Below are 17,597 nucleotides of genomic sequence, written 5' to 3'. Positions count from 1 at the left end.
CATCCTCCTTAGAAGTCGAAGTCCGAGGCGAATGAGCGCTTCAGCGTGTACATCGCCTTAGCGTAGACGCGCCACTGGTTGGTGTTGGGGATCAGTTCCTCCAACCGGAACTCGACCGTCCGGTTGTTGTAGTCGTTCGCATCCTGGCTGAGCAACATGACCGCACGCTGATAGCGGTCTCGCTTGTCGGTCGACTCCTGGTCGAAGACCAGTGGGGCCTGGTTTGAGATGAGGGTCTCGCCGACGTATAGGCCGGCCCGTACCTTGCGCGGCTGGATCTTCTCGCTCACCGGCTCGGTCTGGAAGAGCTTAACCACCAGCTGCCCGGTCGTGATCTTGTCCGACTCGGGCAGAATCTCCACGTTGACCAGGCGGGTGTCGCTCCTGCGCTTTTTGTTGATCGTCAGCACGGGCACGACGATCTCCTGGAGAGTCGCGCCGCCGTGGACGAACCTCGCGCCGGAGCCCTTGAGCCGAAGCCTGTGGATCGACTTCGGTACCTGCACCTCGTAGTCGCTGTCGAGCCCGAGCTGGGCAGAGGTGAACGTCTTGAACGCCGGGTCGGGTTTCAGCCCTGTTCCCAGCACGTAGCGGCGCGCCTGCACTGCGATGTTGTCGCCCTGCGGGGCGACCGACAGGTAGCCCGCGTCGTCGAGTGCGGAATCTTGGAATAGGAAGCCGTGGTCGGCGGTCACGAGGATGTTTGTGGCGTTGGCATTCGTGAGGCGCTTGACCAGGTCGACAAGCTCCTCCAGCGTCTTCTCGGCGGCCTCGAAAACCTGCCGCTCGGTGCCCTGCTTGTCGCCGATCGCGTCGATGCGATTGTGATAGACGTACAGCACCTGGTACTGCTGGTACAGCTCGCGAATCTCATCGCGGGTCATGCTGAGCAGGTCTTCGGCGGGGACCGCCGTTCCCAGCACGCCAGCGAGCATCTTGCTGCGGTTGCCAGTGCCTGCGGACGGTTGGCCGTCCACATCGACGAGATCGCCCTTGCCGGAATGCCCGATGGTAGCGTGCGGCAAGAGCGCGGCCATCCCGAGCTGGGTGTAACTCGGCAGCACCCCCAGAACGGCATCAAGGGTCGCGTCGAAACGGTCCTCCTGGCGAATGCGCGAACCCAGCTCGTCGGCGATCTCGTAGCGCAAGGCGTCAGAAACGATGACGACGGCCTTACGCCGGCCGTCCCGCGTGATCGGCTTAACGTGGTCGGCGAAGAACGAGGTCTGCGGCCGTAGCACGGCGGAACGCCACCGGTCGACGCCATCGACATGCTGCTGCCATGCGGCGCCCAAGGTGTACAGGAACTTGTTCACGTAGAACGATTCGACCTGCGCCCGCAGCTCTTCCAGCGGGCCGGTGTGCTCAGCAGTGCGGGCCGCGTAGGTGAACTGCCGGTAGAGCTGATCGATACGAAACCAGTCGCGCCGGTACTGCTCCAAGCCCTCATCGAACGACTGCATCGACAGGCTGAGAGCGCTGAGGGCGGTCAGCAGGCCAGAAGCGCTACCGATCGCGGCGTACAGCTTGCGATACCCGTCGATCCAGATGCTGCTCTGACGGCTACGGATTACCTCGGTGACCTCTCGAGCCGTGACCGCTCGGTCGGCGACGGCACGCGCAAGGTCGCTGATGATCTTCTGGTCTGCCTCCTCGAACAGATCATTGCCTAGCAGGTCTCGGAAGCTTGCGTCCTCGATCGTGCGCGCGTAGTCCAGGTCGCGAGCTACACGTTTCGCGATCTTGATCATCGCCTTCTGGCTGCGGATGTCGTAGCGCAGGCTTCCGAAGTCGAGCTGGATGTTCCGGAGGCCCCCGGGACGTTCAGACTTGAACCCGTCCATGGCCTGCCGGAACATCCACAACACGAAGTCGTCGATGCTCGGGCTCGGCGACGTGTAGCCGTAGATTGACCCGACGCCCTGCCAGTAGAAGTCGCCGAGGCCGTACTCGGCGAGTGCACTGTACTTCGTGTCCGCACCAGTACCATTCTCAATTAGCAGAGTTCGGGTGATCTCTAGCATGCTGTGCTCTCGCTGGCCGAGCAGGACGGCCGACATCTTGGCTTTCAGCAGCCGTGCGTCATCGTTAGGGTTGAGCAGTGTCTTGAGGTTCTGCACTCGCTTGGTAGCCCGGAAAAACTTTTCGTGCGCCTGGACGACCTCACCGGTGCCGTCGGCGGTCAGGCCGAGCTCTTGCTGCACGAGCGAGGCCCGATCCGCGGTGAAAATGCCGTAGGCCAGTTCCAGGTCGAGCAGCCAGTTACCGATCCCTGCTGGCACTGAACCCGAACGGTAGACGAGGAACTTCGCCTCAGGTTCTAGGTGCAGCAGCCGGTTCTTAACCGCGTACTCGTCGTTGGCGACACGCAGAATCTCGACGCCCTCCAAGGCGAGCGAGTCGAGGTCGGCGGCGTACTCGCCCTCGGGGTCGTGCCAGAACACCACCCGGTGCGTCTCGAAGCGACGCTCCAGGTGCAATCGGACGGCGGATGCCTCACTCATCGCTAGCCTCAAGTCCGGGGATCTTCTTCAGCGCAGCACCGAATTTCGGGTAGTTAGCTTTCACGCCGTCATCGAGGTCGATCTGCACCTGCTGGGTCGCCAGCGGGTACAGCACATCGTGCTCGTATTCGTCGAGTTCAAGCAGCACCTTGCGCAGGCGGTCGACCTCCTTCTGCCAGGCGGCCTTGTCCCGTGGAGTGCCAGTCCCCGCGGCGAGCCGCTCGTGGTGCTGGCGCTTGGCCTCCAGCTTCGCCTTGAACTCGCGAAGGTACTCGTTCAGCACGATCGAGACTGTCGACTTCGTGTAGCGGTGCATGTAGATGAGGGCGTTGAACGATCCCTTGGGGCTGGAGAACAGCCAGTAGATCGGACGCTTCTTGTACCGCTGAACGTGGTCTTTGTAGAAGAACTTTACGAAGTAGTCGCGCAGGTCCTTCACGCCGAGCGACTCAGCGACGAAGCGCAGGTTTTCCTCGAAGTGCTGCTCGCCGAACACCACCCGGAGGAACTGGCGGAAGCGCGCCACGATGTCGTCTTCGAACCAATCGCCATCGACGATCGGGATGACGTTGTCCTTGTCAGGCATGAACGACGGATTCGGCACCTTCGCCAGGTAGTCCTGGAACGTGTCGCCATGGTTCGCGAGAACCAGGCCCGGTTCGTCGAGGCTGTAGCGCCCGAACATGCAGCCTACCGCTAGGGAGACGAGCGACGCAGAAAAGGATCTGGCGGTGGACACGGGTCGGACCATTTCATCCCGCGCCACTGGTTGGGAGCTAGATAGGAGAGCCCTCCCGAAATATTCGTCGTTCTCCCTGCGCAATTCGGATAGTCGCGACGTCAGCCGCAATTCCTCGCAAACGGTCGAATGGAAGGCGTCCTGGACCTGCGAAGTTGCCTCGCCATTCAGCAGAAGCGAATCCAAACCTAGATAACCCGAAGACGTCTCATCCTGATCATAGAGACGTCCAGAATGAACCAGAGCCTCACGCGCAAGCGCATCAATTGACTTGTCATCGAGAACCCCCTCGGGGATGGGCAATTGCCCGAGAACGCCAACACCAAACCCCTTGGGCGACAGAAGGCGGGCCAAGGTCTCGAGCGCAGAGCTGTTCACGAGCGCAAGTAGCGTGTATGGGGAAGTTCCGGCGCGCGGGAAAACCATCGAATTCTTCTGGTCAAAGATGGCAAAATCATCCACCAAGCGACCCTTGAGATTACCTGCCAAGCCTCCGTACGAGATGCCGGAACGAAAGTAGTAAGCAGGGTTTCTCACAACCGAGCTCGGATGCTCCCGGATTCGAGCACCATCATCCGCCCAATCGACCACAAGGTCCTCCCGTCCAAACCACCTCGTCGGTGCGCTGCTCTTGACGTAGGGTACCCATTTCGCTTGCACGTCGGTCGAAGCCATCTTGATCCGTGAGGCGGAGACTTCGTACCAGTAGCGGAGAAACGCGCCATTGTCCCCCGTTTGGAGGCCAGTCCTCACCTCTGCCACGTCGCTCATCGGTGGCGCTGCCTCAAAGGTGCGATGCGCAGTCTCTGAAGCCGCGTACGGAGTTAAGACCTGCCCCGGGAAAGTGTCGAACCACTTCAGTGGATGTGTGTAGTACCGTTGAGGATTCCTAAAAAGCGCTGTCTTCTCGGCACCAGTGACGCCCTCGGTAGCGTCGATGAATACCGAATCACGGCCTCTATCTGGCTCGTTCACGAAAATAGAGGCAGCCACTTGAACGACGTCGCCGTTGACTTCAGGAAATGCCCGCTTACCAAGATGGAGCAGGGCGTAGAGCTCCAGATCCTTCCGGACGATTCCTCGAAAGTCTCGGCATTCAACGTTGCCCAGCCAACTGTCCATCGTGAGCAAGGCAATGTAGCCGCCCGCCTGCACAAATGACCGAGACCTCAGCGCGAAGGCCAAGTCGATGCCGGAAGCCCCTGCAGGGAACTGAAGTGACACGAAGTCGTACAACTGTCCCGACATGTTGCGCGCATCCATGTAGGGGGGATTCGCAACAAGCACGTGGCGCCTCAGCGACAAGTAGTCAGCCTGGAGAACCACCCGACGCGCGCGCTCGTGAAGCTCGTTCCCAATGATGTCGCCATCGTCGGGCGCATGCTTGTCGAGGTGTTGCTTGAGCGGCTGGATCAGTTGCTCACGCGGGCGGATGAGCGACCCGAAGGTGTCGGCGTGCTCAAACTGGTTCCAGAACGCCTCCTCCTCGGAGCGGTCACCGTCACGGGTGACGAGCGCGTCCAACTCCGCGGGGGTGAACGAGATTGGTTCGAGCACGCAGATGTTCGGCTTGACCTGTTTGTTGAAGAAGGTGCGTTGGCGTGCGCGCGCCTTCATCGTGAGGGCGAACGCGGCCAAAGCTCCCGCGCGGGGGTCGATCTCGGTGCCGTAGAGGTTGTTGGCGAGGATCAGCCCGGGGATATCAGAAGGTGCGTAGCCCTCTTCCTCGTAGATGGCGTAAAGCAGGTCGAACGCGTAGGTGAGCATGTGGCCGGAGCCGCATGCGGGATCGATGATCTTCAACTCTTCGGGGCTGGCGACCTTGAGGTAGTCGGTCTCCTCGTCGGCCGGGGCGATGTAGTACTCCATCTGTTCGGCGAGCCGGGAGGTGGGCCGGTTGAGCAGCCAGAGACGTCCGAGGGAGTTCTCGACGAGGTAGCGGACGATCCAATGCGGGGTGAAGAGCTGGGTGGCGGCGGGGATCTCGGCGGCCCCGGCCTTCTTGTTCTTCCTGAACCCGGCGAAGACCTCGTCCTTTCGCTCGGAGATGTAGAACTGGTACAGCCAGCCGATTACCTCAACGTCCTGGCACACGTCCTCGGTGAGCACGGCCACCGCGCGGGCCAGCACGGAGTTCTCGGCGAGCAGGTTGGCCGGAACGAGCAACTCCGTGAAGTCGCCCTCGCGTTCAAACATGAACGGCATTGAGCGGTTCCAGTGCCGGCAGTACTCGGCGAGCAGCAGTGCGTACGCCTCGCCCTGCGGGTCCTCACTGCGGCGGCTGCCGTTAAGCAAGCTGGTGATGGCCTCAACAGCGCGCTTGTTGATGACGACCGTGCTCTCGATGTTCCCGCGCTTGGCTTCGGCAAGGATCTCCGGCTGGCCGCCCTCGCGGCCTCGTTCGGGTGAGACGATCCCGACGCCGGTGTAGCCGTTGGCGTCCATAAACCGTAGCGCGATGATGCGGTTGAACCAGGTATACGCCACCCTGTCCGCGACGGTAGCGCGGCCCGTCTCACCACCACCTGCGGCGCTGACAGCTTTCTCCAGGGCGGCAACCGCATTGGTTTGCTCTACGCGCTCCGGCGAGGCAGGGGCAAGTACGACCGCGATGCGGGCCGCCACCTCTCGGAGGAGTGCGGTGCGCGCCCAAGTGGCGAAAGACTTCAGCGGAGCGGTTTCCATCAGAGTGCGATTCGCTTTCCGTCGTTGAGCGTGGACAGCAGCGCGCCGCGGAGCGCATTGACGTATCGGTCGACGTCCTCGGCGGTCTCCAGCACACCGTGGACGCCAGGCGCGGTGATCGTCTTGATCGAGACGATCTGCCTGACGGGCTTGGGCTCGGGATCATCGGTGCTGCCGGCAGACCGAGCGGAGGATACGAGTTGATCGAGCAGCGATGGGTAGATGGTCTCCTCGAAGCTGTTCCCTTGCTCGCGGATGAGCGCGATCTGCTTCTCGCTGCTGATGCGGGCGATGATCCCATCGATCACGTGAACGACGCGCTTCTGCGCGTCCTCAGTGGCGTTCTCGTAGTAGGCACTGCCGAGCACCTCGGTCTTGCGGCCCTCGATCGCTCTGACCACGACTGCGCGATTGGTTGCAAGTGCCTCTTCGATTTGTTTACAGAGCGCCTCTGCCGCCTGCTTAAGCTGTGCCATACGGTTGCCGCGGAACGCGTTCGGGTCTTCCAGCAACCGCCTCACCTCGGCATCACTGTCGATGGGCAGGTAGCCGAGGTTGTTGGCGTTCGTCGCGAGCAGCGCGACCCCGTCGTCGTAGATGGCTCGCTGCCCGCCATTGAGAAACGACTGGATCGGGTCGATCACGTTGTCCTTGGCGTCGAGTAGCTCCTCGCCGAGACTGAAGTCGGTTAGATACCACTCGGCGGGTTTGCCTACCGCCTGTTCGAGCAGCGCCATCGGTGCGTCCAACTGCTTCATGAACGGGTATTTCGACCCATTCACACGCGCTTTCAGCTCGTCGAGTTTGCCGCGCAGTTTGTCACTGCTGTACCGGGCAAGCTCCAGCGGGTCCTTCGGCGCGGTCGCCTCGTCGAAGAAGTCGGTGCAGAACTTGCGGAGCGCCGCTACCTTGCGCTCGTTGAAGACCTTCTGCAGAGTGACCACCGCGTGTGAGTGCTTCTGCGTGTTGCGCAGCACCGCCGCGACCTCGGTGCGCTTCAGGGCGTTCCCATCGACTGCGATCGTGAGCTTCGAGGTGCCCACAAGCCAAGCGAGGACGACCTCGATCGAGGCGAGATCCCAGCCGTAGGGCTTCGCCTGGAACGCACCCACAATCGTCTTGACGGTCGCCTGCTCGCCGAGCCGGTCGCGTTGCAGAATGAACGAGAACACCTCGTCGCCCGGGGTGGCGAGCTTTGAGAGCGACGGGTCGTCGAAGATAACTGACTGGTCGGGGTTGGCGAAAGTGGCGACCTGCTGCTCACTGTAGGTGGCCCCGCCGAGGAGGCTGAGCTGGGTGTAGGTACGGCTGACGAGGTCTTGGAACCCGTCAGTCACACGGGCGATGGCGTCCTGAGTTGCGGAGGTCACGTCGGTGGCATTGATTACGAGGTCTGCCTTGCCGACGGCTCGGCGGATGCGCTCGACGAGTTCCTTCTCGCGCTCGATGTTCTGTGTCGCCTTGGAACGCAGGATCTGCTCTTCGATCGCCGAGAGCGAGGTCGTCTGCTTGCGCTTGGTGTACTTCTCGGTCTTGATGAGCAGTCGCAGGTCAGATAGGGCGCGCTCGTCCGGTTCCAGGATGACGCGCAGCTCGTCTTTGCCGGCGCTGTGCATTCGGGTCTCTTCTGGGCCGAACGGGTACTCGGGGGTGATGAAGTGAACCGTCAGCTCGCGCTGCTGCCCATACACCTGGTCGTCGAGCTTGTAGCCGAACACGAAGTCCTGGCCGTTCTTGGCGTACCGCAGCTTGTTGGTGCGGATGATATCGCCCGAGAGGATCTTGAACAGGCGACTGCTGACCTCGGAGGCGTCGATTTCGACGTTCTTAATCTCTTCCTCGATGACCTGTTCTTCGTTTGTCAGGTACTCGTAGACGTTGCCATTGCGCTGCACGTACGTCTGCGTCTCCAGCAGCGTCAGGGCCTCCTGCACCTGCTTGGATAACGCGGGCAGGTCAAGCCCGAACCGGTCGTAGACCAGCACGGTTAGATTTCGCGGGGTCGCGTGGAAGCCCTCGATGTACTTGACCAGGAACAGCGCCTTGAGTAGGCGCACGGCAAGCTCGTTATCGAGGTTGCGCTCGGCGACGTCGATCGAGCGCTGCGCTGCGGACTTCAGCGAAGCACGGATGCCTGCGAACATGTGGTCGAATGTCGCGATCCTGCCGACTTCGACATCACCGACGTCCTTGGCGACTTGCTGTACGACGCCGAGCATAGAGCGCTCACCGACCGAGCTATTGCGGCCCTCGAATACGTTGTGGTCCGAGATGCCCTCTATCGCCGCCTGGAAGAGCGGGAACTGGTAGCTGACGAATGGGTACGTTCCAACAAAGTGCGCCTCGTCGGTATAGTTGCGATAGGTCTTCGCACCGTCAACGAAGTCGAACAGCGTCTTGAAATTCGCGTGTTGCTCGGCGTAGATCTTCGCCAGAGCGGACTCGCCTGCCTCGTTCTTCTCCAGCAGACGCTTGCGAATGACCTCCTCAACATCGGCACTGGTGAGTTTCACCCGAGTCTTGAATCGTGCCTGGATCTTGGAGAAGTCGTTACCCTGCTGCTTGGTGCGGTCGCCGACGATCTTATCCATGTCCTCCTGGGAGGTGACGAACACCCACGCTCGGCCCTGGCACTTGGTGTTCAGCGACTCGGCGATCGTCTGGAGGTTCAGCATCAGGTGCGTGTTCGACCCGATGAACTGGCCGACCTCGTCCACGAAGAAGTTCAGCCGAAAGCCCTCATCTTGCTTGTCGACCCACGCCTTGACCTCGTTAGCAAAGTCCTCGATCGACACCGAGTACTCGTTGCGGTACTTCGTCAGGATGTTGGTCGGCGTCCCCTCGGTCTGGCCGCTTATTTCGGCGTACGCCTTGGCCACATTGCCCTCTTCGAGCACGCCCTCCTCGCGGCCGTGCGCCCAGTCGCGTCCCGCGATCTGTGCGTATGCAGTCTTGAACGCCTCGTACTGGCCGCGGTTGTCCAGGTCCCGCTCGAATCGAGCCACGTGGCCCTGGTTGCCGTAGTAGCCGCGGCTCTCATCGAAAACCTTGACAAACACCTTCAACAGTGCGTCGGTCTGGTCCTTCGTAATGACCGTGGCCTTCTGGTCGATATTAAACAGCAGGCTCTTGGCAGGGATGCGGTCGGCCTTGACTAACAAGGCCGGGAGGAACGCACCCTGCGCCTTAGACCGGAAGCTCTCGGACACGCGCTCGCGCGGGAACTCCTGCCCCTCTACGTCGCCAAGCAGGTGGGCGAGCAACTTGAGCAAGTGGGATTTACCTGAGCCGAAGAAGCCCGAGATCCACACGCCGTTCGCGTTGGTGTAGTTCGTGTACGCCTCAAGCAGGAGTTCGAGGCCCTTGGCAGCCTCATTGGTCAGAACGTACTCGTCGACCTCGGTGCCCAGGTGCGCGGTGTCGTCAGCTTTAATGACGCCCTCAATCGGACGCTGGACGTCCTTGGCAAAGATCTCGTTCAACTTCATCGAGTCAAGCCTCCTGTTCCAAGATGTTCTTGGCTCGGTAGTACTGGTCGTCTTTGAGTCGCCCGAATAGCACGAGCGAGGACCCCAGCGTGTCCGACTGCTCGTAGCGGCCGGGAAAGAACATGAGCATCGGCTTGCCCGTCACGACGCTTTGCAAGTTATTCAGCACGTTGTGCGAGCGGATGTACGGGAAGACCTCGCCGATGCCGGTGAGGAAGAAGACGTCGAAGTCACCCTCGGCGAGCTTGGCACGGATCTTGGGCGCGAAGTGGAGCTGCGGGTCGAGCATTCCTTGAAGCAACTCGCGGAAGTCGGCCTTGTCTTGCTCCGGTTCGAGGGCGAGTAGGCGATCCCAGACCCCGCGCTCTTTGAGCATCTCCACGGAGAGGTCGTAGAGGTTGATCTCGCGGACCTCGATTCCCTTGATGGCCAATCGGTTCTTGATACGCTTCTTGGACCCCGCGATTGCGAGGGCGTCTTCGGGGTCGTAGGGGTAGATGAAGAATGGCACCTCGTTGCTCAGGCCCTTCATCTGGAGGAATCGCTCGCCGCTGAGCACCTTAAACAGATGCTCTTCCTGCTTGGACAGCTCGGTCGGCGTCACCGCTAGGGCCTTCCTATAGCGTCATCGTTAGTCGGGAAGAATCGCAGATCGCTCGGGGTGCGCGTCGACAAGACACCGGCGACCCGCTGCGAGAGCACGGCCTGGAACAGGTGCCCGCGGTCGGAGAGCAAGCCTGCCTCGTTAAGCATTCGGAACACGTTCGAGCGCAGCTTGCGCAGCGTCGAGTCCTTGACTTCAGCCAGCTCGGTGTGCCATAGAGCCTTGCCGCGCACGAAGCTGTCGAAGTCCTCGTACGTGAGTGTCGGTGTCAACAGGAGGAACCGCTCGCGCACCGCCTCCTCGGCGAACTCACCGATCAGGTCATAGCGACGGCAGGCAGCCGCCCACAGCAGGTGTCCACGCTCAGTGGCCGTCGCATCGATCAGCAACTCGATCTCATCGTCGGTGAGCACGGCGAGTCGCTGAGTGACCTCACGGGCCAGGCGGCTCCTTGAGGAGAGCGTGCGCGCTTGAAGCAGATTCCGCTCCTCGATCCATGCCCGCACCAGCCCCCAGTTGCGCTGCGCCAGGTACAAGGGCGCGACAATCACCGCCTCCCGCATAAGGAGAGCACCACTTGTAAAGGAGAGCGCGTATCGCTGCACAGTCGCGTGCCTCACAGGAACCTCCTCCCTGATTCAGGCAAGTAGATCAGCTTACAACCGACCACTGAGGTTGCTCGGCATTCAGCGAGACTTCTTGCCCTCGCTTCCCGCACTGCCACTGCGTACCCACTCATCAACCTCGCTGACCTGGAACTTCCAGAGTCTGCCGAGCTTGTGAGCTGGCATTTCTTTCTCAGCGATCCAGGAGTAGACCGTGTCCTTCGTGACACCCAGGTGAGCGGCGATGTCATCGGCGGACAGCCATGGTTCAGCCACGGGCAACCTCCAGATGGCGCACGACGGGCAACACCGGACCGGCTGCATCGTAGTAGATGCCTGACCGGTCCCCGGCAGGTTTCACCGGGTATGGTCGGGTTTATAGGTGTGGTTCGTGGCCAAATCCGATGTCATGCCGCAAAGATTGGGCCGACGTCCAACGATTTGCGCCAGGCCTCCGGGTCAGAACGGTCGGCGTCGTTCGATCTCGCCGCGCTGCACCAAACCGGCACCACGCCAGCGAGCACGCTGTGCGGTCATCTCCTCGTCGGGCAGGCGTAGCCATGCCGGGACGGACGCCTGGGGTCAGGCCGTCGTTCGCGTGTACATGTCTCCCGGTGACCTTCGGCGCCCGCTGGTTGGCCTACCCGCACTCGACGGCTTGACCTTGGGCGGCCGGTCTGGCATCCCTTCGGGGCGGCCGTCGAGGAGATGACCGCCCCTCACCCGCACCCTTTCCGGCTCATCTCTGAGGAGGGCCGGGGTGCAGGGGGCGGAGCCCCTTGCGGCTCCTCCCTCCGTGCGCCTCGGCAAGTTGGTCCGCGCTGTCCTGGTCGTCGTCCTGGCTCCGGTCCTCTTCGCTCGTCTGCTGCCCTCGTCTCGGCCTCCCGGGAGCGCCCGGTCGGCGCCGGCCGGGACCGGCCGGAGAGCCGCACGCCCGGTCGGCTGGCCGACCGGCGCGCGAGGCGAGCCGCCGATAGGCGGCTCGCCCTTGATAGCGAGAAGAAAAGTTGCTTCCGGCAGTGATCATGGTGTGCCGCCAGACCGTCTCCCTGGGCCGCCAGCATGCCGGCGAGGTCGTCACCGTGCACGTCAGCGACACCACCTTCACGATCGACCTGGACGAGGGGCCGCGCATGGTGCGACGGACCACCGACATCCCGATCCGGAACCACAAACCTCACCGACCCCGCTAGGTCGATCATGTTTCCTAGATCACCTGCCGCCCATGTCCTGGGACAGAAACGCAGCCATCTCATGGAACTAGACAAGCAGGACGGGTCGGGTCCTGCTTCGGTTGATGCTTGACAATGCGGCCGTCTAGCGGTGATCCCCGAACCATCGATTGATGTCGGTTCTCTCGCCTAGCCTTTGCAAGTGTGAGTGAAAGCCCCGAGGAAGTTCGCGCGATGTCCCCATATGAGGAGCGGCGTTGGGCGGATCTGCAGCAACACTGGGCGAAGAAGGCCAAGCGCCGCCAACTGCTCCCCCCGAAGGCCCGAGCCGCGCTCGGTGAAGCTGGTGCCCAGGTCAAGGATGCCGCCCGGAAGGCCGGCAAGGCTATGTCGAATGTAACGCCCCCGGTCGCCAAGGACGGCATAGAGAGGCTGACCGATGCGGCACTGATCCCTGTCGTCCAGGGAGCGGTTCACCTGCTCGAACTCGTGACCGACTGGACGACTGAGCTCGTCGACCCCGAGAAGGTGTTGGAGCATCACCGGGCAGCGGGACGCGACGTTGCGAAGCTGGAGGATCTAAAGGAGCTCGACCTCAAACATCTCGACGACTTCACCCGAACGATGGCCCTGAAATGGCGCACAAGCGGGGCGCTTCAAGGTGGAGCAATGGGTGTGCTCGCGATGGTCCCGTTTGCGGGCGGCCTCGCAGCCATCACGCTCGACATGGTGGCGATGCATATGCTGAGCACGGCCGTCGCGACGCGCGTCTGTTACGCCTACGGCTTTGATGTGACCGACGACGAGATGAGACACCTTGTCGATCGTATGGTCATGCGCGCCTGCCGCAACCAGGCACCGAAGGCTGAGACCGCTCGGAAGGCTGGCGCAGCGTTCAACGCCGCCAAGGACCGGGTGCGATGGAGCCAGAAGTTGCGAGACGACCACAAGCTGATGGCAGCGGTCGAGAAGCTCATGAAACAGTTCGCGAACGGACGCGCGGTTCCAGTCGACAAGGTCACCAAAGCCATGCCGGTGGTTGCTGTGTTCGCAGGAGCAGGCACCAACGCATACGTCCTTGGCGACGTAGTGCATCAGGCTCGTCTCTACGCCCAGACCCTCTATCTGGCCGAGAAGTACGGACTACCTCTTCCCGAGCACCTCCGACACCAGGGCGATGGCGAATGAACTTCATTCTCAACGGCCGAATCGTCGAACTCGATGCCGCCACCGTGCGGGCTCGGGTCCTGCCAAGCCTGCCTGATTCGATTCGTACCCATTGGGTCGAGATCGACGGTCGGCGTTGGCCACCGAAACAGGCCTTTCGGATCGCCACTGGACTGATCGACGAGCCCTTCATCAGCCACTTCGCGCTGCGCGTCTTTCAGCGCCTAGGATTCGCAACAAGCTCGATTCCAGGCGAGATCCCGCAGAGCGCGAAGCCAGTTGTCCCAAGCCCAACGACACCACACACTGACGAGGATGCACTCGAAGCCTTTCGCCGACTGGACCTCTTCCTCGCATCGAACGTCCTGACGCCGACGCTCGCAGCGCTGGAGGCGAAGCTGAATGGGATCAGCAAAGCGGCCGCCGCTGATCTCGGCCAGACCACCGGATTCGACGAGGACCTGGTTGACGCTGCGCTCGTTGTGCGTGAGCGGGTGGGAATGCTCGACACACTGATCCATGCAGGCGTCATCACTCAGGTGCTGCCGATGGTTCTCGAGGATGACGAGGTGGTCACGAAGCGGCCATCGCTCGGTGCAGGCAACGACCCCGGACGCGTATTCGACTTGGAGACCACCCATCGAGTCGCCGAGTTCAAGCTCTCGTCGTGGAAAGGCCAAGACGGCGCGCGCCAGCGCGCACTATTCGCCGACGTCGTCGGGCTGTCTCTCGACGAGACCGATCGGCGGCGCCAGGTCTTCGTCGTTGGCGCGCTGCCGGTCGCCTTCCTCACGACAAGCAAGCGCAACGCGGTCAAGACGCTCTCGAAGGGCCCACTTCGAATCCGAGACGCGCCGGGACTGACCGAGACCATGACAGTATCCGAGTTCACCGCGGCCGCGAACATCGAAGTGATCGACCTCCGGGCAATGATGCCCTGCCTCCGGTAGATCGTCGTCCTCAGCAGGGACTCCTACTTTGAGGGGAGTCCACTCCCGCCGCGGCGAGGGCGAGAACACACCCGCTCGCGGTAGTCGACAAAGCATCGACTGCGGATCGCATGTGGTCGCCACCATGTGCCCATGATGATCCCGCTACTCTCGACCATCGACGCTATCTGATATCCGCTCATCGACATGAGCGGAAGTGCCGCCAGGCGGCAGGATGGCCAGTCCGCGCAGAGTTTGAGTCGGTAGCCACGTCGTGATCATGTAAAGCTTCAGGCGAGGCCGAAGCGTCAAGCATCAACCGAGGTCCGACACAGCAGGACGGGTCGTCAGTGGAGCGGTTCGGCTGTGGCCCACACGCGTTCGAGACTCGTACGGTAGATGGCTGTGCTGTCTTCGTCCTTGGTGGCTGTCATGTACAGCACGGGGGCTTGAGCTGCCGGGACACCGTAGGCGTGGACGTTCACGAGTAGTTCGTCGTCGGCTCGGTAGATGGAGTTGTAGAGGGTCGTGCGGTGGAGGCGGATGTCCACCCCCTCGACCTTCCGGAGCGGCCGGTACAGCATGAGGGCGTTGCGTACTCGGGCGGCCATGACGTCGGCTCCGATGCCTTCTTCGGCCCCTCTGGCGGCCACCTCTGGACTGTCCGGGTCGCCGAGAAGGATGCGGATCTTCACGCCTACCACGGCTCTGCTGGCGAGCAGGCGGATCATGCCGGTGTCCTCGGCAAGGAACAGGCTGCTGTAGGTCAGGATGTCGATCTCGCGACTTGCGCCCTGGAAGAGCCGCCGCCAAATGTTCTGCGGTACGGCCCAGCGGTGGGGATAGACGGCTTTCACTTCGTGGGAAATGGTTCGCCGCGGTTGGGCGACGTCGGGCCACAGGTCACTCTCGTCGAGTTGCAGCATGTCGGCCAGTGCCCAGCGGTGGCGCGGGTAGGGGACGCGGCCCTTTAGCCAGCGGTCGACCGTCTTGGGGTCCACCTCGAGGGCGGCGGCGACGTCGACGGTTCCGAGTCTGGCTCGTGCGAGGGCATGGCGCAGGGTGTCGCTCACGGGGGTGTACCTCCTGGGGCGGCGGCTCTGCCTGCGACGTTAACACGAGACGTCCCTAGACGTCCCTTAGTCGCGGTGTAGAGGTTCCCCCACCTCGGCGGAAGCTCGTTCGGCATGGGCGCGATGAACGCGCCCACCCCAAGCCGAAAGGAGCGTGTCAGGCATGGAACAACTGCGGCCGATCCAGAAGCGGCAGCGCGAGTATCAGGAACAGCTCTTGACGGAGCTGCGGGATGAGCTGGCACAGCGCGGGATCACGGCGGTCCTGATCGTGGATGAAAAGAACCGGCCAGCCCTGGACGTGACCGACAGCCAGCTACAGCCCCGCCGGGTCTACGTCCACCTGGCGTTCTTGTGGTTCTACTGGGGCGACCAGCACGACGAGCGGGTCTCGTGCCTGCGCCTGCTGCCGGCGGCCGACCGGATCGAGAAGGCGGCGCGCGAGGGCTGGCGCGAGGGCGAACAGGGAGAGCTCGGTATCGACCTGACGAAGATTCTCGATGCGCACCGCTCCTGAACGGCGCAAGGCGTGGCTGACCGGGCAGCGAATCTCCGGCAAGCTGGCTGAGCGCCTACGCGAGCGGATCACGACGGGTGTCTATCCGGCCGGGCGGGCGCTGCCCTCGGAGACCGCTTTGACAGCGGAGTTCCGCGTTGCCCGCAACACGGTGCGACGCGCGTTGCGCACCTTGGAGGCAGAGGTGTTGATCGTGACGGTCCCCTCGAAGGGGCGGCTCGTGCAAGGCGCTGACGCCCCGGTCGATGCCTCCTACCGTTACCAGCTCATCGCCCGCGAGCTGCGGCGGCGAATCGAGCGGGGCGACCTCAGCCCCGGAGACCTGCTGCCTAGCGAAGCGGAACTTCGCTGGCTGTACGAGGCGTCGCGCAACACGGTACGGCAGGCATTCGCGGAGCTGGAGCGCGAAGGCTTGATCGTGTCCCGGCAGGGCAAGGGCCGGTTCGTCCGCTCCAACGAGTAGGACGTCCTAGGACGTCTGGATTGGTGCCCTAGGTCGCACAGAGGCGGGTGCGCCTATCGTCTGTCTCGTGGGACAAGCTGCGTGGGCGCGTGATTTGGCCGAACGACTCCTAGCCGAGCCGCTGCCCCGGCGCTGGGCACACACCCAGGGTGTAGCGGCGCAGGCAGCGACGCTGGCCCCGATCCTCGGCGACGAGGCCGACATGCTGACCGCTGCCGCCTACCTCCATGACATCGGCTACTCTCCTGAGCTGGTCGACACCGGGTTTCACCCCCTCGACGGCGCCCGCTACCTGCGTGATGTGGCGGGCGCCGACGAGCGCCTGTGCCGTCTAGTCGCCCATCACTCCTGCGCCGTCAACGAGGCCGCTGAGCGCGGTCTGCTCGACGTGCTCAATGCAGAGTTCGCTCAGGAACGGCCGGAGCTGGTGGAGGCGCTGACGTACTGCGACATGACCACGGGCCCGGACGGCCGGCACCTCGACGTCACCGAGCGACTGGCGGAGATCCATTCCCGCTATGGCCCCGAGCATTTGGTGAGCCGCTCCATCACGACGTCTACGCCGTGCATTCTGGCCGCGGTGCGGGCGGTCGAGAGCGCGTTGGCTGTACAACGGGCCTGAACCGCCCGACTGCATTCAGCGTGCTGAGGTGCTAAGCCCTGCCAAGCGTCTCGGCCACGCGATTGAACATAGCGACTGCGCGTGCCGTGTCCGCGGGCTCGATGTCCGCGAGCGGCTGTTCGAGCTGCGGGTCGTAGCATTCGAGCCCGGTTTCCTGCTCGATGATCGGAGCCAGAGCGCGCATCGTGCGAACGACGTGGGCAGCGTCTTCCCCGTGGGTCCAGTAGGGGGCGGTCATGTCCCACTGTCCCTCGCAGTAGCCCAACTGAATGCCGGTTGCTTCGTGGCTGATCTCCCAGACGGGCGGGTTCTCAAAGACGTCAACCTCTCCAAGGACGCCACGGACCCGGGACACAATCCTGTCCCATGCATCGACGTCTAAGGGGAGGTCGTCTTCGCGCGCCTCCTCGCGCGCCTCCAGAGCCTCTTCGCGCGCCTTGAGAGCGTCATCCCAAGATTGGCCCGGCTCTCGCTCGACGAAGTACAAGTCGTAGCTCATGGGCGGACTGTATCGGCCTAATCTGACAATTCCAGGCCGCGCGTCAGGGCCTTTCAGCCGATGTACGGCAGAACGGCGCCGGTGAGGTAGTGGCCGATCCGCAGGGCCATTGAGCGGTCCATCGGCAGCGCCTCGACCTGGTCGCGGGGTACCCAACGGACTTCGCGGGACTCGCTGCTCGGGGTCGGCTCGCCGCTGACGGCGCTGGCGGTGAGGACGATGGAGAACTCCTGCCGGGCCTCGCCGTTCGAGGTGTAGAGGATCACGTGGCGGGGGTCGGTGTAGGTGCCGACGAGGCCGGTGATCTCGCACAGCACGCCGGTCTCTTCGAGGGTCTCGCGTACGGCGGCCTGTGGGAGAGACTCCCCGAGGTCGATCGCGCCGCCGGGGACGGCCCAGTTGCCGTTGTCGCTGCGACGGATCATCAGAATGTCCCCTGCGTCGTTGGTGACGACGACGTTGACGGACGGGACCAGGCTGTTCGGCTTGGGAGCGTCAGGGTCGTCGTAGTAGTCGATGCGGCGGGCCAC

Annotated in this window: 15 protein-coding genes; 6 read left to right on the top strand and 9 right to left on the bottom strand. The window is 62.9% G+C overall.

Annotated elements, in window-relative coordinates:
* Window positions 1-8: 8 nt before the first annotated feature.
* The 6 genes from pglZ to ACIBK1_RS33730 form a co-directional block, all read right to left on the bottom strand.
* Window positions 9-2,504: a BREX-1 system phosphatase PglZ type A gene (gene pglZ, locus ACIBK1_RS33755; protein ID WP_396739772.1), complete on the bottom strand. Its 2,496-nt coding sequence runs from the start codon at window positions 2,502-2,504 to the stop codon at window positions 9-11.
* Entirely contained in the window at window positions 2,497-5,928 is a 3,432-nt protein-coding gene (pglX, locus tag ACIBK1_RS33750; protein WP_396739770.1) for a BREX-1 system adenine-specific DNA-methyltransferase PglX, read from the bottom strand. Before pglX ends, pglZ begins: the two co-directional genes overlap by 8 nt.
* On the bottom strand, window positions 5,928-9,416 hold the full coding sequence (gene brxC / locus ACIBK1_RS33745; protein ID WP_396739768.1) for a BREX system P-loop protein BrxC: 3,489 nt from the start codon (window positions 9,414-9,416) through the stop codon (window positions 5,928-5,930). The genes pglX and brxC overlap by 1 nt, the downstream gene beginning before the upstream one ends.
* A gap of 4 nt (window positions 9,417-9,420) precedes the next feature.
* On the bottom strand, window positions 9,421-10,020 hold the full coding sequence (locus ACIBK1_RS33740) for a DUF1788 domain-containing protein (RefSeq protein ID WP_396739766.1): 600 nt from the start codon (window positions 10,018-10,020) through the stop codon (window positions 9,421-9,423).
* A 2-nt stretch (window positions 10,021-10,022) separates the two neighbouring features.
* Window positions 10,023-10,625: a DUF1819 family protein gene (locus ACIBK1_RS33735; RefSeq protein ID WP_396739912.1), complete on the bottom strand. Its 603-nt coding sequence runs from the start codon at window positions 10,623-10,625 to the stop codon at window positions 10,023-10,025.
* Window positions 10,626-10,706: 81 nt separating this feature from the next.
* Complete coding sequence (locus ACIBK1_RS33730) at window positions 10,707-10,901, bottom strand: helix-turn-helix domain-containing protein (protein ID WP_396739764.1); 195 nt, start codon at window positions 10,899-10,901, stop codon at window positions 10,707-10,709.
* A 731-nt stretch (window positions 10,902-11,632) separates the two neighbouring features.
* Here ACIBK1_RS33730 and ACIBK1_RS33725 point away from each other — a divergent pair.
* The 3 genes from ACIBK1_RS33725 (at window position 11,633) to ACIBK1_RS33715 (ending at window position 13,914) form a co-directional block, all read left to right on the top strand.
* The gene (locus tag ACIBK1_RS33725; RefSeq protein WP_396739762.1) at window positions 11,633-11,818 is read left to right on the top strand and encodes a hypothetical protein; all 186 of its coding nucleotides are present in this window, start codon (window positions 11,633-11,635) and stop codon (window positions 11,816-11,818) included.
* A 183-nt stretch (window positions 11,819-12,001) separates the two neighbouring features.
* Complete coding sequence (locus tag ACIBK1_RS33720; RefSeq protein ID WP_396739760.1) at window positions 12,002-12,985, top strand: EcsC family protein; 984 nt, start codon at window positions 12,002-12,004, stop codon at window positions 12,983-12,985.
* Window positions 12,982-13,914, top strand: a complete 933-nt coding sequence (locus tag ACIBK1_RS33715; protein WP_396739758.1) for a hypothetical protein — start codon at window positions 12,982-12,984, stop codon at window positions 13,912-13,914. The genes ACIBK1_RS33720 and ACIBK1_RS33715 overlap by 4 nt, the downstream gene beginning before the upstream one ends.
* A 326-nt stretch (window positions 13,915-14,240) precedes the next feature.
* On the opposite strand, the gene ACIBK1_RS33710 is transcribed toward ACIBK1_RS33715, so the two are convergent.
* Complete coding sequence (locus ACIBK1_RS33710; RefSeq protein ID WP_396739756.1) at window positions 14,241-14,966, bottom strand: XRE family transcriptional regulator; 726 nt, start codon at window positions 14,964-14,966, stop codon at window positions 14,241-14,243.
* Between the two features lie 163 nt (window positions 14,967-15,129).
* Between ACIBK1_RS33710 and ACIBK1_RS33705 the strand changes: the two genes are divergently transcribed.
* From ACIBK1_RS33705 to ACIBK1_RS33695, 3 genes are all read left to right on the top strand, one after another.
* Window positions 15,130-15,483: a hypothetical protein gene (locus ACIBK1_RS33705; protein ID WP_396739754.1), complete on the top strand. Its 354-nt coding sequence runs from the start codon at window positions 15,130-15,132 to the stop codon at window positions 15,481-15,483.
* Window positions 15,467-15,946: a GntR family transcriptional regulator gene (locus tag ACIBK1_RS33700; protein ID WP_396739752.1), complete on the top strand. Its 480-nt coding sequence runs from the start codon at window positions 15,467-15,469 to the stop codon at window positions 15,944-15,946. The genes ACIBK1_RS33705 and ACIBK1_RS33700 overlap by 17 nt, the downstream gene beginning before the upstream one ends.
* A gap of 67 nt (window positions 15,947-16,013) precedes the next feature.
* Window positions 16,014-16,568, top strand: a complete 555-nt coding sequence (locus ACIBK1_RS33695; RefSeq protein ID WP_396739750.1) for an HD domain-containing protein — start codon at window positions 16,014-16,016, stop codon at window positions 16,566-16,568.
* 31 nt (window positions 16,569-16,599) lie between these two features.
* Here the strand turns inward: ACIBK1_RS33695 and ACIBK1_RS33690 are convergent, their stop codons facing one another.
* On the bottom strand, window positions 16,600-17,067 hold the full coding sequence (locus ACIBK1_RS33690; protein ID WP_396739748.1) for a hypothetical protein: 468 nt from the start codon (window positions 17,065-17,067) through the stop codon (window positions 16,600-16,602).
* A gap of 53 nt (window positions 17,068-17,120) precedes the next feature.
* Window positions 17,121-17,597, bottom strand: a complete 477-nt coding sequence (locus tag ACIBK1_RS33685; protein ID WP_396739746.1) for an NUDIX hydrolase — start codon at window positions 17,595-17,597, stop codon at window positions 17,121-17,123.

Source organism: Microbispora rosea, assembly GCF_044460045.1.
In the GTDB taxonomy this organism is placed as follows: domain Bacteria; phylum Actinomycetota; class Actinomycetes; order Streptosporangiales; family Streptosporangiaceae; genus Microbispora; species Microbispora rosea.
This window is presented reverse-complemented; position numbering and strand designations above follow the sequence as displayed.